Origin of the sequence: Salmonella sp. 32100201201700099SM (assembly GCF_017572645.1) — a bacterium.
Lineage (GTDB): Bacteria > Pseudomonadota > Gammaproteobacteria > Enterobacterales > Enterobacteriaceae > Salmonella > Salmonella enterica.
In genome coordinates, this window is sequence record NZ_JAGERQ010000008.1 from 43,972 (window position 1) to 68,864 (window position 24,893).

Genomic DNA, 24,893 nt, shown 5'->3' on the forward strand with positions numbered 1-24,893 from the left:
AATTGGGGATGGCCACCGCTGCGATCAGGGTGTCGCGGTCATCCATTCCGGTTTCTGGAAGGCGCTATAAATATTCTTTGGATCGTCGATGACTGCGCGATAAGCCGGCGATTTCACCGCCTCGACAATATCTTTGGCAAACGGCTTATCGGCATCTTCACTGCGTACCGCAATGATATTTTTCAGGTTCTCATCCAGGTGTTCCTGCTTAATCGCGCTGGAGAGATCGAGTCCTGCCGCCACCGCAAAGTTCCCGTTAACCAGCGCGCCGGTCACGCCATCCAGCGTGCGCGGTAGCTGTGCGGCTTCCAGCGGTTTGAAAACCAGTCCTTTTGGATTGCTGGCGATATCTCGTTCAGAGGCTTTGGTCGGATCGATATTGTCCTTAATCGTGATAAGCCCCAACGATTGCAGGAAGCGAAGGCCGCGCGCCAGGTTGGTCGGATCGTTGGAGAGGGTAATAATGTCCCCTTTTTTAAGCGCATCCAGACTGTTGATTTTACGTGAATAGAAGCCCATCCCGGCGGTCGGTACCACAATAAGTTTGCTGAGCTTCAGCCCTTTGTCAGCGGTGAATTTGTCAAAATAGAGGGTATGTTGAAAGAGGTTGGCGTCAATGCTGCCGTTAGCTAACGCCATATTGGGCTGGACATAGTCGCTAAACTCGCGCACCACGACCTTATACCCTTTTTCTTTTAATGTCGGCGCAATCGCCTGCTTCACCATGTCGCCATACGGCCCTGGCGCGACGCCAAATACGATCGTTTGCGGGGAACTATCGGCATGGGCAAACTGTAATCCGCAGGCCAGTAATAGCGTGCTGGCCGCAATGCGTAAACTCTGACGCAATCCCATAATTTCTCCATTTTAAATAGTGTGATGCTGTGCCGGATGCCGTTCATGCGGCATCGTCTGTTTTGGCCCAAACGAAAGGCTATTTCTTAACATGACACAGATCACAGCCTGCTGTCCTTGAAATTATTTCATGATGTTTCCTGGTGTGTCGTTAAATGTACGAGGCAGGCGCTCAGGCGTGTGTCAGGCGGGAATGGCGTAAAGGGAAATGCCGGATAAGAGGTCTTAACGCCAACATCCGGCACAGGAAAACGCTTTAGAAATCGTAACGCAGACGCACCAGGTTCATATCGCCCAGATTGTCAGTGCTGGAGGTGAAAACATGTTCATAATCAACGCGGAAACCATAATCCAGTTGGAAGGTGATCCCCACGCCGTTATCGGTACGCAGATAGTCGCGGCCATTCACATATTCAATGCGGTCGCCCATAAAGTACGGTTGAATAGCTTTCACGGCATACTGACCAATCGGGAAAGCGTAACCGACAAAATATTCCAGACCCCACGCATCGCCGGCAAAGTAATCATTCACAGATACTTTTTTGGTCGTCATAAAGTTCTGATACCAACCGCCGCCTGCGGCAATAGTCCAGTTTTCCGGCGTCCAGCTTAACGCGGTACCGACAATATTTTGATCGTAAGTTTTATTGCCGTTGCCGCGCATCTCCGCACGGGTATAGTTCCATGCCGTCCCCCAGGTCAGATCGTCGGTGAGATGGTAATCCGCGCCTAAAGAACCGCCGCCTTTACGTTTGTAATTCAGGCCGTTATTGGCATTATAATCGTCGCTGAACAGATAAGACGCGTAGAGATCGACATTGCCAATGCTTTTCTTATACTTCAATGACTTACGCGTGCGATAAGAACCATCGTAGTCGCCGTTAATCCCGTTGCCCGGCGCCTGACCTATCATGTCGTAATCCCAGATATCGGTTTTTACGCCCACCACATCGTAATAAATGCTGTTCTGTTGACCGAAGGTCAGCGTTCCCCACGTCGCGCTCTTGAAGCCGGTATACAGCATACGGCGAGTGGTATCAGTCGCGCCCTTCGCATAATGGTTATCCCAGTCAAATACCGCAGGGATATTGACGCCCAGCTCGTAATAGCTAATCCAACTGACATCATCAAACAGATAATAATCCGCGGCGAAGCGGAAACGCGTCCCGCCATCAAAACCATTACGTTTATAACCGTTCGCGCCGTCATTACCGGTCATATTCTGGAACTGCGGACGAATACTCCCGCCAACGGTGAAATTGAGTCGGCTGAGTGGATTACCCGCCTGGGGATCTTGTTTTAAAACGGTGATTTCCGCCTGAGTGGCGAAAGGCATGAAAGCCACTGCCGCGCCGATCGATGCCGCCAACGCTGTTATTTTAATTGTCATTATATTTTCCTTGATAGATAGCCAATCCAAATCATTTAGCAGGCAAATAATAACTGTTATAAAACCTTACGTGTTGTGTATTTTTTAATGATTTGTGCTACTAAAAATCAAGGAGTTATCAATTTGTGCGACTAAAAAAGTACGCGCCGTTTTAAAAACCGGCGCGAAATTATTCACATAATGAATCATCCGCTAAACTGGCGGAATAGCGCTTTGCCTTTAAGCAAACGAACGCCAAGCCAGCCGCCGCATACGGAAAGCAGCAGCGCGCCGCAAAACGGCAGTGCGACCCATAAACGCCAGTCCGGCTCCCAGGGGAAATCAAAAACGTTGATTTGTAAGATCGTCAGCGCCGTCTCCGCGCCAATCGCGGCGACCAGCCCGGCAACTAACCCCAGCATGGCGAATTCACACCAGAGTGTGGTACGCAACAGTTTTTTGCCGGCTCCTAACGTGCGCCACACCACCAGCTCCTGATGGCGCTGACGCATCCCGACCTGTACCTGGGCCAGTAATAGCAACATGCCGCAGAGGGTGACTAGCACAACCATCACCTCCAGCGCCCGGCTGACCTGCTCCAGCACCTGCCCCACCTGTTTCAGGATCGCCCCGATATCCAACAGGCTGACGGTAGGAAACTCGCGGTTAAGCTGCGTTAACATGCCGTTGCCATTCTCCCAGCGAAAACTGGTCAACCAGCTTTGTGGTTGCCCGTCCAGCGCCCCGGAAGGAAAAATGAAGAAAAAGTTGGGCCGCAGGCTTTCCCAGTCCACTTGACGCAGGCTGGTAACTTTAGCGCTAAACGCCTGGGTATCGCCCATAAAGGTTACGCTATCGCCGAGTTTGACGTTCAGCCGCTTCGCCAGCCCCTCTTCCATGGAGACTTCGCCCGGTTTTGGCGGCCAGTGACCGGCGACCAGCGGGTTATGCGCCGGGCGCGTATCCTGCCAGGTCAAATTCAGTTCACGGTTGAGCGACTCATCCTGCTGACCTTCCGTCGGATTACCGTTTATCTTCGTTAACCGCGCCCGCACAATCGGATAAAACGTCTGCGGGATCACCTGATGTTCCGCCAAAAAGGCTTTCAGCGGCGCGACCTGCTCTGAAGCAATATTGATAAGGAAATAGTTCGGACTTTCCGGCGGGAGCTGCTGTTGCCAGCGATCGAGGAGATCGCCGCGCAGCACCAGCAAGAGCGCCAGCAGCATAAACGAAAGCGAAAACGCCGAAAGCTGACTCAACGTTGACCACGGCTGACGCAGAAGCCGGCTGACGGCCAGACGCAGCGGTAGCGACGTCAACGTCATGCCGCGCAGCACGTTAAGCAGCATCCACCCCACCAGACCGCACAGCAGCGCCAGTATCACGGCGCCCGCCAGAACCGCCCACAACAGCATGCTTCCGCCCATCAATCCGGCGAGCAGCGCCACCACGACGGCGCAGGCGACAGGCAAATAAATTTTTAACGGCCAGACGCGAGCGACAACGTCGCGGCGCAGCACCCGTAGCGGCTGGGTCGCCAGCAACAATCGATAAGGCCGTAAACCGACCAGCAGAGAGATGACCGTCATCGCGCCCAGCGCCCACAGCCAGGGCCACAGGCTGGCGGGCGGCAAATCGGCGGGCAGTACCGGTTTTAGCAGCATCAGCAATATGTTTTCAAACAGTAACCCAATCGCGCCTCCCGTGACGGCGGAAAGCCCCAGCACCATCAACCACTGTCCGATGATAAGTTTACGTAACTGGGCCCGGCCCGCGCCCAACGTTTTTAAAATCGCCACCAGATCGTAGCGGCTACGGCAGTAATGGCTCATCGCCACCGCGACGGCAGCTACCGCCAGCAGTAGCGTTAATAACGCCGAAAGCAGCAAAAACTGCTGCGAACGTTCGAGCGATTTCCCCAATGCCCCGTCATCCTGCTCCAGTCCGTACCAGCGATGTTCCGGTTTAAGCTGCGGTAACAGCCAGCTTTCATAGCCAGCAAGCTGTTGCGGCGTTCCGCCGAATTTATACCGCCACATCACGCGGCTCCCCGGCTGTATCGCACCGGTTTTTGCCACATCGGCCATATTCATCATCAGGCGCGGCGCCATCTGAAAAGGGTTAAATCCGGAATCCGGCTCCTGCACCACTTCACCGGCAATACGCAAGGTCACGTCGCCGACATCAATGGTATCGCCCGTTTTCAAATTAAGCAGCGCCATCAGACGCGGCGCCAGCAGTACGCTACCCGGCTGCGGTTTCACTCCGTCAGGACGGGTTTGCAATTCGCCGTACATCGGATAAACGCTATCTACCGCCTTCACGCTGGCTAGTTGCGGCGTATCGCCGGCAAACGTCATGGTCGCAAAGGTTAACTGCTCGCCCACGTTAAGGCCGCGTTTACGCGCCTCTTCAAGCCAGGCTTTCGGTACCTCCCGCGAACTTTGCAGCGTCCGATCGCCTGCCATAAACTCGCGGCTTTGCTGACTTAACCCTTTTTCCATCCGGTCGCTGATACTGCCGAGCGCCAGTACGCAGGCCACCGCCAGACTCAACGCCAGCCAGACAATAATCAGCGACGGCGAGCGCCATTCGCGCCAGAACCAGCGGGCTATCATGCCTCCTCCTGTAACTGACCGTTGACCAACCGCAGCCGCCGGTCGCAGCGCGCCGCCAGCGCCGGGTCGTGCGTCACCAGAATCAGCGTGGTGCCGTGCTCGCGGTTAAGCGAAAATAGCAGGTCGGCGATTTTATCTCCGGTCTGACGGTCAAGGTTGCCCGTCGGCTCATCGGCAAACAGCACATCAGGACGCCCGTTAAACGCGCGCGCCAGCGCTACGCGCTGCTGTTCGCCGCCGGAAAGCTGTGCCGGAAGGTGGTCAAGCCGTTTTCCCAGTCCCAGTTGTTCGAGCAGCGCTTTCGCCCCCGCCTTACTCTGACCGCTGTTTTCACCGCGTAGCAGGGCCGGTAGCTCAACGTTTTCCAGCGCGTTAAGCGTAGGAATAAGCATGAAGGATTGAAAAACAAAACCGACATGCTGAGCGCGAAGCTGCGCCCGCGCCTCTTCGTCCATCTGGTGAAGCGGTTTCCCGACCAGACTGACCTCTCCGCTACTGCCGTCATCCAGTCCGGCGAGAATCGCCAGCAGCGTAGATTTTCCCGATCCTGATTCGCCAATCAGCGCAATGGTTTCACCGCGTTTGACAACCAGTTCAACTCCGGTAAGGATGGAAAGCTCATGCTCACCCTGACCGACGGACTTCCTGAGACGATGAACTTCAACACTGTTTTCCGCTGGCATTTGCCCTTCCTGTTTTTGATCCTGTTAACTTTCCGTGCCGCCGCCGCAGACACCTTATTAATTCTGGGCGATAGCCTCAGCGCCGGTTACCGTATGGCCGCCAGCGCGGCATGGCCGTCGCTCCTTAATGATAAATGGCAAAACAAAACGTCGGTCGTTAATGCCAGTATAAGCGGTGATACCTCGCAGCAGGGACTGGCGCGTTTGCCGGCGCTGTTGCAACAGCATCACCCGCGCTGGGTAGTGGTGGAACTTGGCGGCAACGATGGCCTACGCGGTTTTGCGCCTGCGCAAACCGAACAGACGCTACGTAAAATCATTCAGACGGTGAAAGCCGCCGATGCCCAACCGTTACTGATGCAAATTCATCTGCCCGCTAACTACGGTCGCCGTTATAATGAATCCTTTAGCGCCATTTATCCTAAGCTCGCCAAAGAGTTCGATATTCCTCTGTTACCGTTTTTTATGGAAGAGGTATATCTGAAACCACAGTGGATGCAGGATGACGGTATTCATCCCAACCGCGACGCCCAGCCGTTTATTGCCGACTGGATGGCGAAGCAGTTGACCCCTTTTCTCTCCTGAATCATTCGAGTTGCATGAAGGCGGCACGTAAGAGAATTTCCAGGAGCACAGATACCTATGTGACTGGAGTAAACGAACGCACAGGCAACTTGAAGTATGACGGATATAGTTAACCACGACTCTTAAATCAACGGAGATCCTGACAGGTAAAGTTATGCAAAAATCGGTCTTAATAACAGGATGTTCCAGCGGAATCGGTCTGGACAGCGCGCTTGAACTTAAACGCCAGGGCTTTCAAATCCTGGCGGGCTGCCGCAAACCTGATGATGTCGCCCGGATGAACAGTATGGGATTTACCGGCGTGTTGATCGATCTCGACTCCCCTGAAAGCGTGGATCGTGCCGCCGATGAAATGATCGCCCTGACCGATAATCGTCTGTATGGGATCTTTAACAATGCCGGCTACGGCGTGTATGGCCCCCTTTCCACCATCAGCCGTGAGCAGATGGAGCAACAGTTTTCCAGTAATTTTTTCGGCGCGCATCAGCTTACCATGCGCTTACTTCCCGCCATGTTGCCGCATGGCGAAGGGCGCATTGTGATGACCTCATCGGTGATGGGGCTGATTTCCACCCCAGGGCGCGGCGCTTACGCCGCCAGCAAATATGCGCTCGAAGCCTGGTCTGACGCGCTACGTATGGAGCTACGGCATACAGGCATTAAAGTGAGCCTGATAGAACCGGGGCCGATTCGTACCCGTTTTACCGATAACGTTAACCAGACGCAGCGTGATAAACCGGTAGAAAATCCCGGCATCGCCGCACGTTTCACCCGCGATCCTGACGCGGTAGTAGCGAAAGTTCGTCATGCTTTTGCAAGCGATAAACCCAGGCTGCGCTATCCCGTTACGCTAGTCACCTGGGCAGTGATGGCGCTGAAACGCCTATTGCCGGGCCGGATGCTGGATAAAATTTTACAAAGCTGAGTTGAAGCGCGCCCGTCAGCCCCCATGTAAACGTGACACAGACAAAAGAGAGCGACGCCATGTCCGTACAGAACATTGTCAATATTAATGAATCCAACCTGCAGCAGACCTTAGAGCAGTCCATGACCACGCCGGTACTGTTCTATTTCTGGTCTGAACGCAGCCAACACTGTCTGCAATTAACGCCAGTGCTGGAAAGTCTGGCTGCCCAGTACCACGGTCAGTTTATTCTGGCAAAGCTGGACTGCGACGCCGAACAGATGAGCGCCGCTCAGTTTGGTCTGCGCGCCATCCCGACAGTCTATCTGTTCCAGAATGGCCAACCGGTCGATGGTTTCCAGGGGCCGCAGCCGGAAGAGGCGATCCGCGCTCTGCTGGATAAAGTACTGCCGCGTGAAGAAGAGCTAAAAGCGCAACAAGCGATGCAGTTAATGCAGGAGGGCAACTACATTGACGCGCTGCCGTTGCTCAAAGACGCCTGGCAGCTCTCTTCGCAGAACAGTGAGATTGGCCTGTTACTGGCGGAAGCGCAAATTGCGCTGAACCGCTCTGAAGAGGCCGAAGCGGTGTTAAAAACTATACCGCTACAGGATCAGGATACCCGTTATCAGGGGCTGGTCGCGCAGATCGAACTGCTTAAACAGGCGGCGGATACGCCGGAAATTCAGCAACTTCAGCAGCAAGTCGCGGAGAATCCGCAGGATGCGGCTTTGGCAACGCAACTGGCGTTGCAGTTGCACCATGTCGGACGTAATGAAGAAGCGCTGGAATTGCTGTTCAGCCATCTGAGAAAAGATCTTGCCGCCGCCGAGGGACAGACGCGCAAAACCTTCCAGGAGATCCTTGCCGCGCTCGGCACCGGCGACGCGCTGGCGTCGAAATACCGCCGCCAGTTGTACGCGCTACTGTATTAATCCTCTCTTGCCTGATGGCGCGCTTATCTGGCCTACCTGTCGTCCTCAGGCCGGATAAGGCGCTTGCGCCATCATCCGGCAACTATCATGATTTCTTGAGCGGCATCACTACCAACTGATGACGCGAATTATAGAACTTCCGGTAGGTTAAATAGCAGGCAATGATGGTAGACAGGCTGGCTGTCGATAACAGCATAAACGTTACCATAATTTGATATTTAATCGCTTTTACCGGATCGATCCTGGCAAAAATCAGCCCAGACATCATCCCCGGCAGGCTCACCAGCCCAACGGTCTTTGCCGAGTCGATCGTCGGGATAAGCGATGCGCGGATGCTATCGCGGATAAGCCCGGCGGAGGCCATTTTCGGCGTTGCGCCCAAACTTAGTTTTTCCTGGATTTGCTGCTGCTCGCTATGAAAACGCAGCCCCAGTTGGTTGTAGCACAGCTCTACCGCCACCATCGCATTGCCGGCGACCATGCCAGCGATGGGAATCACCTGCATCGGCGCAAATTCAATCGAACCGGTAAGCACCAGTACCGTCAGCGTTAGCCCGGCGCCGACGGTGATGGCGATAAACGAGGAGAGAAATGCCTTATCGATATATTTACTGCGCTTTTGCGCGTTCCAGGCGGCGTTAAAACAGATGAACAGCACCATCAGCAGCGTCAGGGCGGCATGATTAACGCCAAAGATGTATTTCAGTACATAGCCGACAATAATGAGCTGTATCACCGCCCGGCATACGCTCCACAGAATATCTTTTTCCAGCGCCAGCTTTTCCTTGTGACTGATGAGCATCGCGACCACCACCAGCAGCATCGATAACGCCAGCGAGGTATTGGTAATATTATGCTCGTTCATAACGCGCCTCCTGCATCTCTCCGGCAGATGGCGTTAACGTTATCACCTTATCCGCGTGTTGAATTTCATCTTTATCATGCGTTACCCACAAGACAGCGACCTGCTTATCGCAAACATAGCGATGAATAATATCATTCACATTCCGCTTGTTATGTTCATCCAGCGCGCTGGTTATTTCGTCGAGTAACAGTATTTTCGGCAGAAACTGTAGATTACGAATTAGAGCAATACGCTGTTTTTCCCCGCCGGAAAGTGCGGCAATCGGTTTTTGCAGAATCGTCTCCGGCAGTTCAAAACGCGCCAGATCGTCTGCGAAGGCTGTCGGCTGCGGGCGCTGATGGCGAATTTGCCAGGGAAAAATCAGGTTATCGTAAACTGTATCACCAAATAGCGCTGGCGTCTGAGCGCAATAAGAAACCTGCTGGCGATAGGCTTCCGGACTCAGAGTAGTAATATCCTGCCCCTCAAAAAGAATCACGCCGATATCAGAGCTTATTAACGAGGCCACCATTTTCAACAACGTACTTTTTCCGCAGCCAGAAGGACCGGTAATTAACTTAAATTCGCCGCGTTGCAGCGTAAAACTGATGTTATTCACTATTTTTGTCGTCGCAGTCCGGTAACCGACCTGCTTTAACTCAAGCAATATGCTACGTTCTGTCATTTATTGCGCATCCGTTGTTCATATTTTTATAGCGATAGTGTATCCCTGTAATTAATAAGGGGGGAACATGCTTTACTGAATCAGGTATAATTCGCTTAATTCGTCAGCAAAATCGGTTTATGGACAGAATTGGCCGCAAGATCAATATGATGGAGCAAGTGCTGGATATTCCGTCGCAGGAGGTGATCTCAAAAGATAACGCCAACGTCACTATCGATGCGGTCTGTTTTATTCAGGTTATCGATGCGCCGCGCGCCGCTTATGAAGTCAGTAACCTGGAACTGGCGATCATTAACCTGACCATGACCAATATCCGTACGGTGCTCGGTTCGATGGAGCTGGATGAAATGCTCTCCCAGCGCGACAGCATCAACACGCGGCTGCTGCATATTGTCGATGAAGCCACCAATCCGTGGGGAATTAAAGTTACCCGTATCGAAATTCGCGATGTCCGCCCGCCCGCGGAATTGATCTCCTCTATGAACGCCCAGATGAAAGCGGAACGTACCAAACGCGCCTATATCCTTGAGGCCGAAGGGGTACGTCAGGCGGAAATCCTGAAAGCCGAGGGGGAAAAACAGTCGCAGATTCTGAAAGCAGAAGGCGAACGTCAGTCCGCTTTCCTGCAGGCGGAAGCGCGCGAACGTTCCGCCGAAGCGGAAGCCCGCGCTACGCAGATGGTATCTGAAGCCATCGCCGCCGGGGATATTCAGGCGATAAACTACTTCGTGGCGCAGAAATACACCGAAGCGTTACAGCAAATCGGCTCGGCGAATAACAGCAAAGTGGTCATGATGCCGCTGGATGCCAGCAGTCTGATGGGCGCTATCGCCGGGATCAGCGAGCTGGTTAAGGACAGCGCCAGTGAACGGAAAAAAGCATGATAGCGATGATTCTGGTACATCCGCATATCTTCTGGCTTAGCCTCGGCGGCCTGTTGTTGGCTGCGGAAATGCTCGGCGGTAACGGCTATTTGCTGTGGAGCGGCGTGGCGGCAGTGATTACCGGCTTAACCGTCTGGCTCTTACCGCTCGGCTGGGAATGGCAGGGCGTGCTGTTTGCGGCCTTAACGTTACTGGCGGCCTGGCTTTGGTGGCGCTGGCTGGCGCGTCGCGTGCGGGAACAAAAGCCGACCGACAGCCGCCTTAACCAACGCGGACAACAACTGATAGGCCGCCGGTTTATGCTTGATGCCGCGTTAGTGAACGGACGGGGTCATATGCGTGTCGGCGACAGCTCGTGGCCGGTATGCGCTGACGAAGACCTGCGCGCAGGTACGCATGTCGAAGTGATCGCCGTGGAAGGCATCACCTTACGCATTCGTGCCGTTTAATCAACGTGGCTTTTGCGCCTTGTGATGACAGCAGCCGGAAAGATTATCAATAATCGGGCAGTCGGCGCTGTCATCGCCGGGACAACTATCCGCCAGCGCCAGCAGTTGATCGCGCATTGATTGCAGCTCGCTGATATGGCGCTCGATCTCCGCGACCTTTTCCAGCGTCCGCTTTTTCACATCTGCGCTATGGCGTCGCGGATCGTTAAACAGATTGACCAGTTCGCCACACTCTTCCAGATTAAACCCCACCTGCCTCGCCTGTCGCAGCAACGTCAGCTCGTTTAAATGCTTCTGCGTGTAGGTGCGATAACCATTTTCGCTACGTAATGGCGGCGTCACCAGCCCTTTCTCTTCATAAAACCGAATGGCTTTGCTGGTTAAACCGGTTTTTTTCGCCACATCGCTAATATTCATATTTCCCCCTTGACCTTAACCTTGCTGGAAGGTTTAACCTTTATCACAGTGAGTCACTACGATTACTAAGGTCAATGAATTGATGACCAATCATAAAGGAGTTTTTACTATGTCTCAAACTATCGACCTGACCCTGGACGGTTTGTCCTGCGGTCATTGCGTTAAACGCGTGAAAGAAAGCCTTGAACAACGTCCGGATGTTGAGCTGGCGGACGTTACCGTAACCGAAGCGCACGTTACCGGTACCGCCAGTGCGGACGCGTTAATTGAAACCATCAAACAAGCCGAGTATGGCGCGACATTAAGCCACCCAAAGGCTAAACCGCTGACGGAGTCATCAATCCCGTCGGAAGCACTGGCAGCGGTTCCTCATGAGCTTCCGGTAGCGACGGCCGATGAAGAAAGCCAACAGTTGCTGTTAAGCGGCATGAGCTGCGCCAGTTGTGTCACCCGCGTACAACATGCGCTACAAAGCGTACCGGGCGTCACGCAGGCACGGGTAAACCTGGCGGAACGCACTGCGCTGGTGATGGGCAGCGCGTCCGCCGCTGATTTAGTGCAGGCGGTGGAAAAAGCCGGCTACGGCGCAGAAGCGATTGAAGATGACATCAAACGCCGCGAGCGCCAGCAGGAAACCGCCATCGCCACCATGAAACGTTTTCGCTGGCAGGCAATCGTCGCCCTGGCGGTCGGTATACCGGTCATGGTCTGGGGGATGATCGGCGATAACATGATGGTGACCGGCGACAACCGCAGCCTGTGGCTGGCTATTGGCCTGATCACGCTTGCGGTGATGGTCTTTGCGGGCGGTCACTTTTACCGTAACGCGTGGAAAAGCCTGCTGAACGGCACGGCGACGATGGATACGCTGGTGGCGCTCGGCACCGGGGTCGCCTGGCTCTACTCCATGAGCGTCAACCTGTGGCCGCAGTGGTTCCCGATGGAAGCGCGGCACCTCTATTACGAAGCCAGCGCGATGATTATCGGTCTGATTAATCTCGGACACATGCTAGAAGCGCGCGCCCGTCAGCGTTCCTCAAAAGCGCTGGAAAAATTACTCGATCTCACCCCGCCCACCGCACGCGTCGTGACAGAAGACGGCGAAAAAAGCGTCCCGCTGGCGGACGTTCAGCCGGGGATGCTGCTGCGGCTCACTACCGGCGATCGCGTGCCGGTGGATGGCCAAATTACCCAAGGCGAAGCGTGGCTTGATGAAGCCATGCTGACCGGCGAACCCATTCCGCAGCAAAAAGGCGAAGGCGACAGCGTTCATGCCGGCACCGTCGTCCAGGACGGCAGCGTCCTGTTCCGCGCCAGCGCGGTGGGCAGTCATACCACGCTGTCACGCATTATTCGCATGGTACGCCAGGCGCAAAGCAGTAAACCGGAAATTGGCCAACTGGCCGATAAAATCTCCGCGGTATTCGTTCCCGTCGTCGTGGCCATTGCGCTGTTCAGCGCCGCTATCTGGTATTTCTTCGGACCGGCGCCGCAAATTGTTTATACGCTGGTCATCGCCACCACCGTACTGATTATCGCCTGCCCTTGCGCATTAGGCCTGGCGACGCCAATGTCGATTATTTCCGGTGTAGGCCGCGCTGCCGAATTCGGCGTGCTGGTACGCGACGCCGATGCCCTGCAACGCGCCAGTACGTTGGATACCCTCGTTTTTGATAAAACCGGGACGCTGACGGAAGGCAAGCCGCAAGTGGTGGCGGTAAAAACCTTTAACGGCGTTGATGAAGCTCAGGCATTACGTCTGGCAGCCGCGCTCGAACAAGGCTCCAGCCACCCGCTGGCCCATGCGATTCTGGAAAAAGCCGGCGACGATAAACTGCCGCAGGTGAACGGTTTCAGAACTCTGCGCGGACTGGGCGTCAGCGGTGAAGCGGAAGGCCATCAACTGCTTCTGGGGAACCAGGCGTTGCTGAACGAACAGCACGTCGCCACGGATGATATGACGGCGGAAATCACCGCGCAGGCCTCGCAAGGCTCGACTCCGGTCCTGCTGGCGATTGACGGTAAAGCGGCGGCGTTACTGGCGGTACGCGATCCATTGCGCAGCGATAGTATTGCCGCGCTTGAACGCCTGCACAACGCCGGATACCGTCTGGTAATGCTCACCGGGGATAACCCAACGACGGCTAACGCGATTGCCAAAGAAGCGGGTATTGACGAAGTCATTGCGGGCGTTCTGCCGGATGGCAAAGCCGATGCGATTAAACGTCTGCAAAGCCAGGGTCGTCAGGTTGCGATGGTCGGCGATGGTATCAACGATGCGCCCGCGCTGGCGCAGGCGGACGTCGGTATCGCGATGGGCGGCGGCAGCGATGTGGCGATTGAAACCGCGGCGATTACGCTGATGCGCCATAGTCTGATGGGCGTGGCGGATGCGCTGGCCATTTCGCGCGCGATGTTGCGCAATATGAAGCAAAACCTGCTTGGCGCATTTATCTACAACAGCATTGGTATCCCGGTGGCCGCCGGTATTCTGTGGCCATTTACCGGTACCTTGTTAAACCCGGTAGTAGCGGGCGCGGCAATGGCGCTGTCTTCCATTACCGTCGTGAGCAATGCCAACCGGCTATTGCGCTTTAAACCGAAAGCGTAAAAACGCTATATCAGGCAGCATCAGCTGCCTGATATATTATTAAGCCATCAGTAATTTACCGTATCAATATATAAAAATTTAACCGCACATCCTGTAGAAAAATAAAAAACAACATTTTATAATGTTTTTTTGAATCATAAGGATGTGTTATTTATGTTTAGAAAAGCAGTTACGCTTCTTTTCCTGCTTTCTCCCGCCGTCAGTTATGCAGGGTTATTTGATTCCACTCCAGAGTTAAAATGTGGCAACGATAATGCAGTCACGGCGGCAAAAGAATGGATTTACAATGAAGCATTAGGTCGTTTACAGCAAGACTATATTAAAGAGCCCTCCACGCTTTTCTTCGATATCCCCCAAACTCAATACGAGCAACAACTCCGGGCTATTCCTGTTCAATTCAGTGATGTAATCACGCAGAACCCTCAACCAGAAAATGCCAACTTACGAACTTGCTCGGCTACCGTCGCCATGGGTATTCCTCAGCCATTATTTAAATTAATGAAAGACTTACCAAACACTCTATTCTATATTTCACAAGGGGATGGACAGGTAATAAACAATACGGTGACCTGGAAACAGGTTAACTACAATATTCAGCTAGCAGACAACAACAAAGATATTGTTGTCACCCCTGTGCAAAAAACCGATAAATTGGCGCGGTCTATTTATGTAATGGCAAGAATGACGGTATCTGGTGATAGCATTATAAAGAAAAAAAATAACTCACTGATTGAAATCGCAGCAAAGAAATTTGAGAGTAGAGATCGCGAGCTTAATCAGGTCTGGAAATCGCTACCCGCTTCTGCCCGAACGGCATTAAAACAAGAGCAGCGAGTCTGGGTGACAAAAAAAGAGCAGCAGTGCGGCAAACTTAGCGATGCCAAATCCGAGGCCATACCCGCTGAAAAGCGCATCAGTATTTATAAATGCTAGCTTGAAATGACCATCGCCAGAACGGCCTATCTCGACGGCAGCGAATAACCCGACCGATCGTTGACGTCCCGTCAGGGCGCATTGCGCCCTTTTCTCCAACGCGCTAGCATGAGCTTTTTCAAAGGGAGCGCGTATGGAGTTATTAAATCAACTTAAACGTTTATGGCGCGCGCTGCGTGGTACCCCAAATAGTTGGCCTGCTATCGATCTCTCCCTGCCCGGCGGTCGTCATCTGCATCTGGTTGGCAGTATTCATATGGGGACACGCGATATGGCTCCTCTTCCAGCAAAGCTGGTGAAAAAACTACGCCAGGCCGACGCGCTGGTCGTTGAAGCGGATATTTCTGGTAACGAAACGCCATTCAGCAATCTCCCCAAATGCCCGCCGTTGGTCGAACGTCTCAGCGCCGGGCAGCTAAGCGCACTGGAAAAACGGGTCAGCGAGTTGGGTATGCCGCTGATCCATTTTGATAATCAACCTTTATGGCAGATAGCTATGGTGCTACAGGCCACGCAGGCGCAACGGCTGGGATTGCGCCCGGACTATGGCATTGATTATCAGCTATTACAGGCTGCCCGCGAAATGTCGCTGCCGGTGCAAGAGCTGGAAGGGGCGAAACACCAGCTCGAACTACTCTGCGATCTGCCCGATGGCGGGATGGCGCTGCTCGACGACACGCTGACGCACTGGCACACCAACGCACGGCTTTTGCAGGTGATGATCGGCTGGTGGCTTGAGCAGCCGCCGACCAGCGTCGGCGCTTCGCTTCCCAGAACGTTTAGCCAGCCGCTGTATGATGTACTGATGGTAAAACGCAATGAAGCCTGGCGCGACGCGCTGCTGGCACTGTCGCCGGGACGCTACGTGGTAGCCGTAGGGGCGCTACATCTGTACGGCGAAGGCAACCTACCGCAAATATTGAAATAAAAAAATGGCCAATATCGCTATTGGCCCGTCAAAGAGGAATTTCATCGTTATTATTATCCCGACGCTTTCGCTTCGGATCTTCAGATTGTCGCTCAAAGTTGCCGCAACTGCCAAGACCTAATGCACAAGATTATACTATTTTTTAGTCCGCTTTCGGGCGTATGCTGATGGCAAATCACGTCTGTAGTAAGAAGGAACGTTATGACACCCGCAGTTAAGTTACTCGAAAAAAACAAGATTCCGTTTAACATTCACACCTACGATCACGATCCGAATGAAACTAACTTTGGCGATGAAGTGGTGCGTAAGCTCGGGCTAAACGCCGATCAGGTGTATAAAACGCTTTTGGTTGCCGTGAATGGCGATATGAAGCAACTGGCCGTCGCCGTGACGCCTGTAGCCGGACAGCTGGATTTGAAAAAAGTCGCCAAAGCTCTGGGCGCGAAAAAGGTCGATATGGCCGACCCGATGGTGGCGCAACGCACCACGGGATATCTGGTCGGCGGGATCAGTCCGCTGGGACAGAAGAAACGGCTGCCTACGCTGATTGACGCGCCAGCCCGCACGTTTGCCACTATTTATGTTTCCGGTGGTAAACGCGGGCTGGATATTGAACTGGCGGCTGACGATTTGGCCGCCATACTGGGTGCTAAACTCGCTGATATCGCGCGTCGGGATTAAGCCTGCGTAAAATACATTGCCGGATAGCGGCGCAAACGCCTTATCCGGCCTACAGCAGACATAATCCGTAGGCCTTAAGGCTGCGCGCCATCAGGCAGTGATGGCTATCCGTACCGCTACAGCCAGCTCACCTCGCCTTTTGGCGTAAACGCCGCCGCATCCAGCGGTGAATTTTGCTGAATAAACTCTTTCAGCACTTCCGCGTCAATAAACCCGGTATTCACGTATCCCGGTTTGTTATCGATGCGCGGATAACCATCGCCGCCCGTGGCGTTGAAACTCAGCGTCGCCATGCGATAGGTTTTAGCCGGATCAACAGGCTCGCCTTTGATTTTCAGATCGGTGAGCTTGCCCTCTTTGGCGACAAAGCTCACATTGGCGAACTGTGGATAGGCGCCGGAGTCCGGTTTCATCTGTGCTACGGCGGTGAGATAATCAACCACCTCTTTGCCGCTCATATCGGCATACACCACAATGTTGCCGAACGGCTGTACCTTGAGCACGCTTTTATAGGTAATATCTCCCGCCTCAATCGAGTCGCGAATACCGCCGCCGCTCATCACGCCAAAATCGGCGCCGGTGCGCGCGATCTGCGCAGCCAGAATCACCCGTCCCATATTGGTCTGGACAAATCTGACCTTACTGCGATCGCCTTCAAGAAGGCCATTCACGCTACCAATTTTCACCTCCAGTTGCGCTTTACTTTTATTCTGGAACGGCGTTAATAACGAGAGCATTTGCGGATTTTCTGCGATTTCCGGCGTGTAAAGTACACGCTCGCTTTTCCCGTTATCCCAGGTCACTTTTTTCTTTAGATTTACCGGAATAAGCTGGTAGTTAACCATTTTCATCTCGCCGTTACGGAATTCGAAATCCGCGCGGCCCACATATTTACCCCACTCATGCGCCTGCACGATCCAGATGCCATTTTGCTTATCCGGCGCGCAGGGCGTTCCCGGTACGTAATTCACCTGTTTTTTATTTTCCGACGCCATGCATACCGGGTCTTGTGAGTGACCGCCCACAATCATCGCCAGCGAACCGGCAGGCAGGCTACGCGCCATCTCAACGTCGCCCGGCGCGTTCGAACCGTGATCGCCGTTGTCATAATGTCCCATATGCGTGGTCGCGATAATCACGTCCGGTTTTTCATTCATATTAAGTTCCTGAATCACCACCTTTGCTTCTTCAGCAGGTTTACGAAACTCAATATCGGTGAAATATTCCGGGTTGCCTATTTTCGTCGTGTCATCGGTGGTTAAGCCGATTACCGCGATTTTTATATCCTGGCGTGTAAAAATAGCCCACGGCTTAAACAGACGCTCGCCGGTACTTTTTTGATAAATATTGGCGGAAAGAAAGGGAAACTTCGCCCACTTTTCCTGCTGGCGCAATACGGTGAGCGGATTATCAAATTCATGATTACCGACGGCCATAGCGTCGTAGCCAATCAGATTCATCCCGCGGAAATCGGGCTCCGCATCCTGGAGATCGGATTCCGGCACCCCGGTATTAATGTCGCCGCCGGATAACAACAGGACGCTTCCCCCCTCTTGCGCCACCTCTTTACGGATACTGTCCACCAGCGTTTTTTGCGCCGCCAGACCATATTCGCCATATTCGCTGCGCCAGAAGTGACCGTGGTGATCGTTGGTATGCAGGATAGTAATTTTATAGGTTTTATCTTTTTCGTAAGCCTGTGCAGGCTGAGTCGTCAGCGCGAACGCCGCCAGTAACGCCAGCGCCACACCCCGTTTCAAAAATTTCATCTTTCTCTCCCTGACTCAATATCAACCGCAGAAATTACCTTTCCTTGCAATAATAGACAAATATGTTTTCAGAATTGAGACTTCCTTCAAACACATTTCACAGGTATGTTAGGCAAGTAATAATTACACATCCTACTATCTCCAACATCGCATAAAATTAAGTGACTTTCTATGGCCATGAGTGAACCAACCCAGCCGTTAGCCGGCGCGCCCGCAGCGGCCGCTAAAGCACGTACTTCGTTTGGTATTTTGGGCGCGATCAGTCTTTCCCATCTGCTGAACGATATGATCCAGTCGCTAATCTTAGCCATTTATCCCCTGTTGCAGGCAGAGTTTTCGCTGACTTTCGTCCAGATAGGTTTGATCACCCTGACGTTCCAGCTCGCCTCATCGCTGCTGCAACCGGTCGTCGGCTACTGGACGGATAAATATCCCATGCCGTGGTCGCTGCCTGTCGGCATGTGTTTTACCCTGAGCGGGCTGGTACTGCTGGCAATGGCGGGAAGTTTTGGCGGCGTATTGCTCGCTGCGGCGCTGGTGGGTACCGGCTCGTCCGTTTTTCACCCGGAATCGTCCCGCGTGGCGCGCATGGCCTCCGGCGGACGTCATGGTCTGGCGCAGTCTATCTTCCAGGTCGGCGGTAACTTCGGCAGTTCATTGGGCCCGCTGCTGGCCGCCGTGATTATCGCGCCCTATGGCAAAGGGAATGTCGCCTGGTTTGTGCTGGCCGCGCTGCTGGCGATCGTGGTGCTGGCGCAGATCAGCCGCTGGTATGCAGCCCAGCACCGGATAGCGAAAGGCAAGCCAAAAGCGATAATCGCTAACCCGCTGCCGCGCAATAAAGTCGTGCTGGCGGTCAGCGTGTTATTGCTACTCATTTTCTCGAAATATTTTTATATGGCGAGCATCAGTAGCTACTACACCTTTTATCTGATGCAAAAATTCGGATTATCAATACAAAACGCGCAGCTCCATCTGTCTGCCTTCCTGTTTGCGGTGGCTGCCGGGACGGTAATCGGCGGGCCGGTGGGCGATAAAATCGGCAGAAAATATGTGATTTGGGGCTCTATTCTCGGCGTCGCGCCGTTTACCCTTGTTTTACCCTACGCCACGCTGTACTGGACGGGGATTTTAACGGTGATTATCGGCTTTATTCTCGCGTCGGCGTTTTCCGCCATTCTGGTGTATGCCCAGGAGCTGCTGCCAGGACGCATCGGCATGGTTTCCGGCCTGTTTTTCGGGTTTGCCTTCGGGATGGGAGGCCTGGGCGCAGCGGTGCTGGGGCTGATTGCCGACCATACCAGTATCTATTTAGTTTATAAAATCTGTGCTTTCCTGCCGCTTCTGGGGATACTGACCATATTCTTACCTGATAATCGACATAAAGCGTGATTTTATGGCGGTTAAAGGTACGCTTTAACCGCCTGTATATCCCGATGCCATCATGCTTTGCCTATCCCATACTTATCCCTTTTCCGTTCCGTGCTCTTTTTGCCTTTAGATTGTATCTTTTTATAAAATACAACCATTTTTTATAAACATCCTGATTGAAATTGTCATAAACTATTACCCGGAGTTTTGGAGTCCAGCAACCAAAGGAGACGGAATGCATCACGCTACCCCGCTTATCACCACCATTGTCGGCGGCCTTGTGCTCGCTTTTATTCTCGGCATGATTGCCAACAAATTGCGTATTTCTCCACTGGTGGGATATCTGTTAGCGGGCGTTCTGGCGGGACCTTTTACCCCGGGTTTTGTTGCGGATACCAAACTGGCGCCGGAGCTGGCGGAGCTCGGCGTGATTCTATTGATGTTCGGCGTCGGGCTGCATTTTTCGCTGAAGGATTTGATGGCGGTAAAGTCTATCGCCATTCCCGGCGCTGTCGCTCAGATAGCGGTGGCGACGCTGCTGGGTATGGCGCTTTCCGCCGTGCTGGGATGGTCATTAATGACCGGCATCGTTTTTGGGCTCTGTCTGTCTACCGCCAGTACCGTCGTCCTGCTGCGCGCGCTTGAGGAGCGACAACTCCTTGATAGCCAGCGCGGGCAAATCGCCATCGGCTGGCTGATTGTCGAAGATCTGGTGATGGTGCTGACGCTGGTCTTGCTGCCCGCCGTTGCCGGCATGGTGGAAAAAGGCGATGTCGGCATAGCCTCGCTGGCAGTCGATATGGGGATAACCATTGGTAAAGTGGTGGCGTTTATCGCCATCATGATGCTGGTCGGACGCCGCCTGGTGCCGTGGATTATGGCCCGCAGCGCCGCCACCGGCTCACGCGAGTTATTTACCCTTTCCGTACTGGCGCTGGCGTTAGGCATTGCGTTTGGCGCGGTAGAACTGTTTGACGTCTCTTTTGCGCTGGGCGCGTTCTTCGCTGGAATGGTGCTTAATGAGTCGGAACTGAGTCACCGGGCGGCGCACGATACGTTGCCACTGCGCGACGCCTTTGCCGTCCTGTTTTTTGTTTCCGTCGGCATGTTGTTCGATCCGCTAGTCTTGATTCAACAGCCGCTGGCGGTGTTGGCGACGCTTGCCATTATCGTCTTTGGTAAATCGATCGCTGCGTTTTTCCTGGTGCGTATGTTCGGCCACTCGCCGCGAACCGCGCTGACCATTGCCGCCAGCCTGGCGCAAATCGGTGAGTTCGCCTTTATTCTCGCCGGACTCGGTATGGCGCTCAACCTGCTGCCGCAGGCGGGACAGAACCTGGTGCTGGCAAGCGCTATTTTGTCGATTATGCTTAATCCCGTACTGTTTACCCTGCTGGAGAAGTATCTGGCGAAAACCGAAACGCTGGAAGAGCAAACTCTGGAAGAGGCTATCGAAGAAGAGAAGCAAATTCCGGTGGATATCTGTAATCATGCCCTGCTGGTGGGTTTTGGCCGCGTAGGCAGTCTGCTGGGAGAAAAATTACTGGCGGCGGGGATTCCGCTGGTGGTTATCGAAACGTCCCGTACCCGCGTGGATGAACTGCGCGAACGCGGGATTCGCGCCGTACTGGGCAACGCCGCTAACGAAGAAATCATGAATCTGGCGCATCTGGACTGCGCCCGCTGGCTGTTATTGACCATCCCCAACGGTTACGAAGCCGGTGAGATTGTCGCCTCAGCGCGGGAAAAAAGTCCTGATATCGAGATAATCGCCCGCGCGCACTATGATGATGAAGTGAAATATATTACCGAGCGGGGAGCCAATCAGGTAGTGATGGGCGAGCGAGAAATTGCCCGGGCGATGCTGGAACTGCTTGAAACGCCGCCCGCGGGTGAAGTCGTCGCCAGTTAAGGGTTTGCCGGACGGCCCGATGCGCGCAGCGCCATCGGGCAAGCCAGATTAGCGATCCCAGTACGACTCTTCCAGGCTGTCCTCACGTTCCGGCAGCCCGCGTGTCAGACGCGGAGAATGCTGGTTCAGTACCTGATAACTGACACGGTTAGCATATTTACACACCTGCGCCAGCGACGAATAGGTCAGCCAGGTAAATTTGTGCTTACTGGAGTTCGGTACGTTGCTACGATGGTAACTGTTCGCCGTAATATCGTGCAGCAGCGCCGCCAGCGCGCCATCGCCCGCGCCGTTGGTGTTCATGATTTTTTCCGGCCCGCCCATATACGGCGCAATATGCGAATAAACGCGCAGCGGATTAATACAATCTTTATGGCGCATTGCCCGGCTAAATTCATACTGGTTAAATTCAGCAATAGCTCCCGGTAGCAGCGGATGCTGGGTTTTACGTTTTGCTTCCTCTTCGGTGAAGCCTGCCATATATAACCCTATCGGCCCGGCGGTGCATAACACCAGGTCGACCCAGTCCAGCGCCTTATCCGCCGCCAGCAGCGGGTCGTTTTCGCCGGTCAGCGCTTCCGCTTCTTCTTCATTCATTGCCAGAATCGAGACATTCTCTTTGAGAAACGCCTGCCACCACTGCGGATTATCGGCGATCACAAATTTGGTGCCCAGCGTCATGACAACCGGCACGTTATGCTTTTTCGCGTATTCGATCGCTTTCATCGTCGCGTCAGGCATCGGTTCGCCAGGCTTACAGCGCACCAGATATGAAGTCAACACCAGCGCGGAAGCGCCAGCGATCACCGCTTCCGGAATACTTTCCGCCCGTAGCTGATTCATATGGCCGGGGCTGATAGCGAAGGTACGCTCGCCGGATTCGCCAATTAGCGTGAAACAGCGGCCAATCGGGCCATCTACCGCTTGCAGATAATTCAGGTCGGTACGGCTGGAAGTATTACACAGGTAGCGATAAGCGTAGCTGCCAATCTCAATGTTGCTGCACATCACGCCCAGTAACACCGAACGGTCATCCGCCAGTACCGAGTAATTATGCATCGTATTGCCTATGGTGCCGCCAGCAAACTGATGGGTGATCAGATTTTCCCGCGTCAGTTCCTGATACAGCTTCTCCGCCACCTCGTCTTCTATCACCAGAGAATGCCCGGCGCTTAATCCATAGCGTGTAATAAAATCGTCATCCACTTTCGCCTCAATATCCACCAACGTCTGGTCGATACCGACGACCCAGGAGGCGTTGGTTTCCTGTTCTGGCTGAATTTGTTGCAACAACGGGTCACGCGCATTGACGGGAAAATAGTGTTTGGATTTACGTTTACCGGGAAATTTCATGATTGTGCTTACGGATGAATAACGGAGCGCTGCATGGTAGCACATTCCCCCTGCTGCGCGCGACGGACGATGGCGTTTCAATATCGGACGACGAGATCGCAGTTTCTCCAGCCGCGTTTTTTACAATGGTTCACTTTCACAAGGAGCGTTTTATGAAGCCGGAAAATAAAATTCCCGTACTCACCCGACTGTCAGACAAAATGAAAGCCGTTGTAAACTTCCAGCAACCAGGCCTTCCCCCCTGGCCTGCCGATGGCGATATTGAGACCCAGCGTCAGTATTATCTTCTTGAGCGCCGTTTCTGGAATGCCGACGCGCCGTCCATGACCACCCGCACCTGCGCCGTCCCTACGCCTTATGGCGATGTAACAACCCGGCTCTACTCGCCGCAGCCGACCAGCCAGGCCACCTTATACTATCTGCACGGCGGCGGATTTATCCTCGGTAATCTGGATACGCATGACCGGATAATGCGTCTGCTGGCGCGTTATACCGGCTGTACCGTGATCGGTATTGATTATTCGCTGTCGCCGCAAGCGCGTTATCCGCAGGCCATTGAAGAAACCGTCGCGGTATGCAGCTACTTCTCTCAACATGCCGATGAATACTCGCTCAACGTGGAGAAAATCGGTTTCGCCGGGGATTCCGCAGGCGCCATGCTGGCGCTTGCCAGCGCGCTCTGGCTACGTGATAAGCACATTCGCTGCGGTAACGTTATCGCGATTCTGTTGTGGTATGGGCTGTATGGGTTGCAGGATTCGGTAAGCCGCCGTCTGTTCGGCGGCGCGTGGGACGGCCTGACGCGTGAAGATCTGGACATGTACGAAAAGGCCTATCTGCGTAACGATGAAGATCGGGAATCGCCCTGGTATTGTCTGTTTAATAACGATCTCACGCGCGATGTGCCGCCCTGCTTTATTGCCAGCGCGGAGTTTGATCCGCTCATTGATGACAGCCGCTTGCTGCACCAGACATTACAGGCGCACCAGCAGCCCTGCGAATACAAAATGTATCCCGGCACGCTGCACGCCTTTCTACACTATTCGCGAATGATGACAATCGCCGACGATGCCTTGCAGGACGGCGCGCGATTCTTTATGGCGAGGATGAAGACGCCGCGTTAACGGTACGGCGCCGTGAGTTTCAGCATCATATCAATATGTTCCGGCGTCGCGTTCAGCGCCGGAATGTACGCATATTTTTTACCGCCCACTTCAAGGAAAATCTCGCGGTTCTGTTCCGCTATCTCTTCCAGCGTCTCCAGACAATCCGCGGCAAATCCCGGACACATGACCTGAATATGGCCAGTCCCCTTTTCACCCAACATTTTTAGCGTTTCATCGGTGTACGGCGTCAGCCACGGTTCACGGCCAAAGCGCGACTGGAACGTCATCATTACCTTTTCCGGCGGCAGTCCCAATGCGGAAACCAGTTCGCGCGTGGTATCGCGGCAGCGCTGCGGATAGTCATCGCCTTCATCCGCATAACGTTGTGGAATGCCGTGATAGGAGAGCAGAAGCACATCGGGCTCGCCGTGCCTGGCGAACGACTCACGCGCGCTTTTCGCCAGCGCATCGATATAAGCGCCGTCATCCGCGTAATCGCGAATAAATGAGATACCGGGAATACGACGTTTACGCGCCAGTATCCGCCCCAGTTCGTCCCAGACTGCGCCCACCGTTGAGCAAGAGTATTGCGGGTACAACGGCAGCACGACGATATGGTCGACGTCGCTTGCTAACAGTTCATCGACAGCGCTTTCCAGCGAGGGCGAGCCGTAGCTCATCCCCAGCGCGACGGGCGTATCTGGCAACCGCGCGGCCAGCGCCTGTTGCTGTTCGCGGCTATATACCATGAGCGGCGAACCGCCATCCATCCAGATAGATTGATAGAGTTTCGCGACGCGCGGCGAACGCAGCGGTAAAATAACGCCACGCAGCAGCGGCCACCACAGCAGACGAGGAGTATCCACCACGCGTCTGTCGCTTAAAAATTGTTTCAGGTAGCGCTTTACCGCTTCAGGAGTTGGGGCATCTGGCGTGCCAAGGTTAGCCAGCAGGATACCGGTTTTCGTCTGACGCATTGCCGCCTCTTATCTATTCAA

The 24,893-nt window shown here is 53.9% G+C and carries 21 protein-coding genes and 1 pseudogene; 12 read left to right on the forward strand and 10 right to left on the reverse strand.

Features of this window, described 5'->3' with window-relative positions; translation table 11 throughout:
• Positions 1-24: 24 nt before the first annotated feature.
• The 4 genes from J4685_RS14220 to ybbA all read right to left on the reverse strand — a co-directional run bounded on the left by J4685_RS14220 (position 25) and on the right by ybbA (position 5,528).
• Positions 25-855, reverse strand: coding sequence for a MetQ/NlpA family ABC transporter substrate-binding protein (locus J4685_RS14220; protein WP_000524317.1), 831 nt, complete (start codon positions 853-855; stop codon positions 25-27).
• 256 nt (positions 856-1,111) lie between these two features.
• The gene (locus J4685_RS14225; protein ID WP_000152874.1) at positions 1,112-2,245 is read right to left on the reverse strand and encodes a porin; all 1,134 of its coding nucleotides are present in this window, start codon (positions 2,243-2,245) and stop codon (positions 1,112-1,114) included.
• Between the two features lie 185 nt (positions 2,246-2,430).
• Complete coding sequence (ybbP, locus tag J4685_RS14230) at positions 2,431-4,845, reverse strand: putative ABC transporter permease subunit YbbP (protein WP_000561761.1); 2,415 nt, start codon at positions 4,843-4,845, stop codon at positions 2,431-2,433.
• A complete protein-coding gene (ybbA, locus tag J4685_RS14235) occupies positions 4,842-5,528 on the reverse strand; it encodes a putative ABC transporter ATP-binding protein YbbA (RefSeq protein WP_001110598.1) in 687 nt (228 codons plus the stop codon). Before ybbA ends, ybbP begins: the two co-directional genes overlap by 4 nt.
• On the opposite strand from ybbA, the gene tesA reads away from it, so the two are divergent.
• From tesA to cnoX, 3 genes are all read left to right on the forward strand, one after another.
• Positions 5,499-6,113, forward strand: a complete 615-nt coding sequence (gene tesA, locus J4685_RS14240) for a multifunctional acyl-CoA thioesterase I/protease I/lysophospholipase L1 (protein WP_001010574.1) — start codon at positions 5,499-5,501, stop codon at positions 6,111-6,113. The two genes, ybbA and tesA, sit on opposite strands and share 30 nt — an antisense overlap.
• Before the next feature lie 154 nt (positions 6,114-6,267).
• Positions 6,268-7,038, forward strand: coding sequence for an SDR family oxidoreductase (locus tag J4685_RS14245; RefSeq protein WP_001172799.1), 771 nt, complete (start codon positions 6,268-6,270; stop codon positions 7,036-7,038).
• Between the two features lie 59 nt (positions 7,039-7,097).
• Positions 7,098-7,952, forward strand: a complete 855-nt coding sequence (gene cnoX, locus J4685_RS14250) for a chaperedoxin (protein ID WP_000116068.1) — start codon at positions 7,098-7,100, stop codon at positions 7,950-7,952.
• An 85-nt stretch (positions 7,953-8,037) separates the two neighbouring features.
• On the opposite strand, the gene fetB is transcribed toward cnoX, so the two are convergent.
• Positions 8,038-8,817 carry an iron efflux ABC transporter permease subunit FetB gene (gene fetB, locus J4685_RS14255; protein WP_001002125.1) on the reverse strand — a complete coding sequence of 260 codons (780 nt, stop codon included), beginning with the start codon at positions 8,815-8,817 and terminating at the stop codon, positions 8,038-8,040.
• Positions 8,804-9,481: an iron efflux ABC transporter ATP-binding subunit FetA gene (gene fetA / locus J4685_RS14260; protein WP_000140183.1), complete on the reverse strand. Its 678-nt coding sequence runs from the start codon at positions 9,479-9,481 to the stop codon at positions 8,804-8,806. The genes fetB and fetA overlap by 14 nt, the downstream gene beginning before the upstream one ends.
• Positions 9,482-9,597: 116 nt before the next feature.
• Between fetA and J4685_RS14265 the strand changes: the two are divergent.
• A pseudogene (locus J4685_RS14265) lies at positions 9,598-10,365 on the forward strand (SPFH domain-containing protein); the annotation flags it as partial.
• Positions 10,362-10,814: an NfeD family protein gene (locus J4685_RS14270; protein ID WP_000561174.1), complete on the forward strand. Its 453-nt coding sequence runs from the start codon at positions 10,362-10,364 to the stop codon at positions 10,812-10,814. The pseudogene J4685_RS14265 and the gene J4685_RS14270, both read left to right, overlap by 4 nt.
• On the opposite strand, the gene cueR is transcribed toward J4685_RS14270, so the two are convergent.
• Positions 10,815-11,231, reverse strand: coding sequence for a Cu(I)-responsive transcriptional regulator (gene cueR / locus J4685_RS14275; RefSeq protein ID WP_001026758.1), 417 nt, complete (start codon positions 11,229-11,231; stop codon positions 10,815-10,817).
• Positions 11,232-11,340: 109 nt separating this feature from the next.
• Between cueR and copA the strand changes: the two genes are divergently transcribed.
• From copA to ybaK, 4 genes are all read left to right on the forward strand, one after another.
• Positions 11,341-13,842 carry a copper-exporting P-type ATPase CopA gene (gene copA / locus J4685_RS14280; protein WP_000083896.1) on the forward strand — a complete coding sequence of 834 codons (2,502 nt, stop codon included), beginning with the start codon at positions 11,341-11,343 and terminating at the stop codon, positions 13,840-13,842.
• 153 nt (positions 13,843-13,995) lie between these two features.
• Positions 13,996-14,775 carry a lysozyme inhibitor LprI family protein gene (locus J4685_RS14285; RefSeq protein ID WP_000488554.1) on the forward strand — a complete coding sequence of 260 codons (780 nt, stop codon included), beginning with the start codon at positions 13,996-13,998 and terminating at the stop codon, positions 14,773-14,775.
• A gap of 133 nt (positions 14,776-14,908) precedes the next feature.
• The gene (locus J4685_RS14290) at positions 14,909-15,703 is read left to right on the forward strand and encodes a TraB/GumN family protein (RefSeq protein ID WP_000421862.1); all 795 of its coding nucleotides are present in this window, start codon (positions 14,909-14,911) and stop codon (positions 15,701-15,703) included.
• 201 nt (positions 15,704-15,904) lie between these two features.
• Positions 15,905-16,384, forward strand: coding sequence for a Cys-tRNA(Pro)/Cys-tRNA(Cys) deacylase YbaK (gene ybaK, locus J4685_RS14295; protein WP_000186619.1), 480 nt, complete (start codon positions 15,905-15,907; stop codon positions 16,382-16,384).
• A gap of 116 nt (positions 16,385-16,500) precedes the next feature.
• On the opposite strand, the gene ushA is transcribed toward ybaK, so the two are convergent.
• A complete protein-coding gene (ushA, locus tag J4685_RS14300; protein WP_000670405.1) occupies positions 16,501-18,153 on the reverse strand; it encodes a bifunctional UDP-sugar hydrolase/5'-nucleotidase UshA in 1,653 nt (550 codons plus the stop codon).
• Between the two features lie 171 nt (positions 18,154-18,324).
• Here ushA and J4685_RS14305 point away from each other — a divergent pair, with 171 nt between their 5' ends.
• Complete coding sequence (locus J4685_RS14305; RefSeq protein ID WP_001251597.1) at positions 18,325-19,545, forward strand: MFS transporter; 1,221 nt, start codon at positions 18,325-18,327, stop codon at positions 19,543-19,545.
• 214 nt (positions 19,546-19,759) lie between these two features.
• Positions 19,760-21,436 carry a YbaL family putative K(+) efflux transporter gene (ybaL, locus tag J4685_RS14310; RefSeq protein ID WP_000546203.1) on the forward strand — a complete coding sequence of 559 codons (1,677 nt, stop codon included), beginning with the start codon at positions 19,760-19,762 and terminating at the stop codon, positions 21,434-21,436.
• A 48-nt stretch (positions 21,437-21,484) separates the two neighbouring features.
• On the opposite strand, the gene gsk is transcribed toward ybaL, so the two are convergent.
• Positions 21,485-22,789 carry an inosine/guanosine kinase gene (gsk, locus tag J4685_RS14315; protein WP_000671592.1) on the reverse strand — a complete coding sequence of 435 codons (1,305 nt, stop codon included), beginning with the start codon at positions 22,787-22,789 and terminating at the stop codon, positions 21,485-21,487.
• Positions 22,790-22,941: 152 nt separating this feature from the next.
• Between gsk and aes the strand changes: the two genes are divergently transcribed.
• Positions 22,942-23,913 carry an acetyl esterase gene (gene aes / locus J4685_RS14320; protein WP_000801791.1) on the forward strand — a complete coding sequence of 324 codons (972 nt, stop codon included), beginning with the start codon at positions 22,942-22,944 and terminating at the stop codon, positions 23,911-23,913.
• On the opposite strand, the gene hemH is transcribed toward aes, so the two are convergent.
• Positions 23,910-24,872 (reverse strand): ferrochelatase, encoded by a 963-nt coding sequence (gene hemH, locus J4685_RS14325; protein WP_001250080.1) that lies wholly within the window; start codon positions 24,870-24,872, stop codon positions 23,910-23,912. The genes aes and hemH overlap by 4 nt on opposite strands.
• Between the last annotated feature and the right edge of the window lie 21 nt (positions 24,873-24,893).

Coding starts and splice junctions, on each gene's coding strand:
- J4685_RS14305 (WP_001251597.1), top strand. CDS start 18,325: ATGGCCATGAGTGAACCAACCCAGCCGTTAGCCGGCGCGCCCGCAGCG.
- J4685_RS14270 (WP_000561174.1), top strand. CDS start 10,362: ATGATAGCGATGATTCTGGTACATCCGCATATCTTCTGGCTTAGCCTC.
- copA (WP_000083896.1), top strand. CDS start 11,341: ATGTCTCAAACTATCGACCTGACCCTGGACGGTTTGTCCTGCGGTCAT.
- fetB (WP_001002125.1), bottom strand. CDS start 8,817: ATGAACGAGCATAATATTACCAATACCTCGCTGGCGTTATCGATGCTG.
- J4685_RS14290 (WP_000421862.1), top strand. CDS start 14,909: ATGGAGTTATTAAATCAACTTAAACGTTTATGGCGCGCGCTGCGTGGT.
- ybbA (WP_001110598.1), bottom strand. CDS start 5,528: ATGCCAGCGGAAAACAGTGTTGAAGTTCATCGTCTCAGGAAGTCCGTC.
- fetA (WP_000140183.1), bottom strand. CDS start 9,481: ATGACAGAACGTAGCATATTGCTTGAGTTAAAGCAGGTCGGTTACCGG.
- cueR (WP_001026758.1), bottom strand. CDS start 11,231: ATGAATATTAGCGATGTGGCGAAAAAAACCGGTTTAACCAGCAAAGCC.
- ybaL (WP_000546203.1), top strand. CDS start 19,760: ATGCATCACGCTACCCCGCTTATCACCACCATTGTCGGCGGCCTTGTG.
- J4685_RS14225 (WP_000152874.1), bottom strand. CDS start 2,245: ATGACAATTAAAATAACAGCGTTGGCGGCATCGATCGGCGCGGCAGTG.
- gsk (WP_000671592.1), bottom strand. CDS start 22,789: ATGAAATTTCCCGGTAAACGTAAATCCAAACACTATTTTCCCGTCAAT.
- cnoX (WP_000116068.1), top strand. CDS start 7,098: ATGTCCGTACAGAACATTGTCAATATTAATGAATCCAACCTGCAGCAG.
- J4685_RS14285 (WP_000488554.1), top strand. CDS start 13,996: ATGTTTAGAAAAGCAGTTACGCTTCTTTTCCTGCTTTCTCCCGCCGTC.
- ybaK (WP_000186619.1), top strand. CDS start 15,905: ATGACACCCGCAGTTAAGTTACTCGAAAAAAACAAGATTCCGTTTAAC.
- aes (WP_000801791.1), top strand. CDS start 22,942: ATGAAGCCGGAAAATAAAATTCCCGTACTCACCCGACTGTCAGACAAA.
- ybbP (WP_000561761.1), bottom strand. CDS start 4,845: ATGATAGCCCGCTGGTTCTGGCGCGAATGGCGCTCGCCGTCGCTGATT.
- J4685_RS14220 (WP_000524317.1), bottom strand. CDS start 855: ATGGGATTGCGTCAGAGTTTACGCATTGCGGCCAGCACGCTATTACTG.
- ushA (WP_000670405.1), bottom strand. CDS start 18,153: ATGAAATTTTTGAAACGGGGTGTGGCGCTGGCGTTACTGGCGGCGTTC.
- J4685_RS14245 (WP_001172799.1), top strand. CDS start 6,268: ATGCAAAAATCGGTCTTAATAACAGGATGTTCCAGCGGAATCGGTCTG.
- hemH (WP_001250080.1), bottom strand. CDS start 24,872: ATGCGTCAGACGAAAACCGGTATCCTGCTGGCTAACCTTGGCACGCCA.
- tesA (WP_001010574.1), top strand. CDS start 5,499: ATGAACTTCAACACTGTTTTCCGCTGGCATTTGCCCTTCCTGTTTTTG.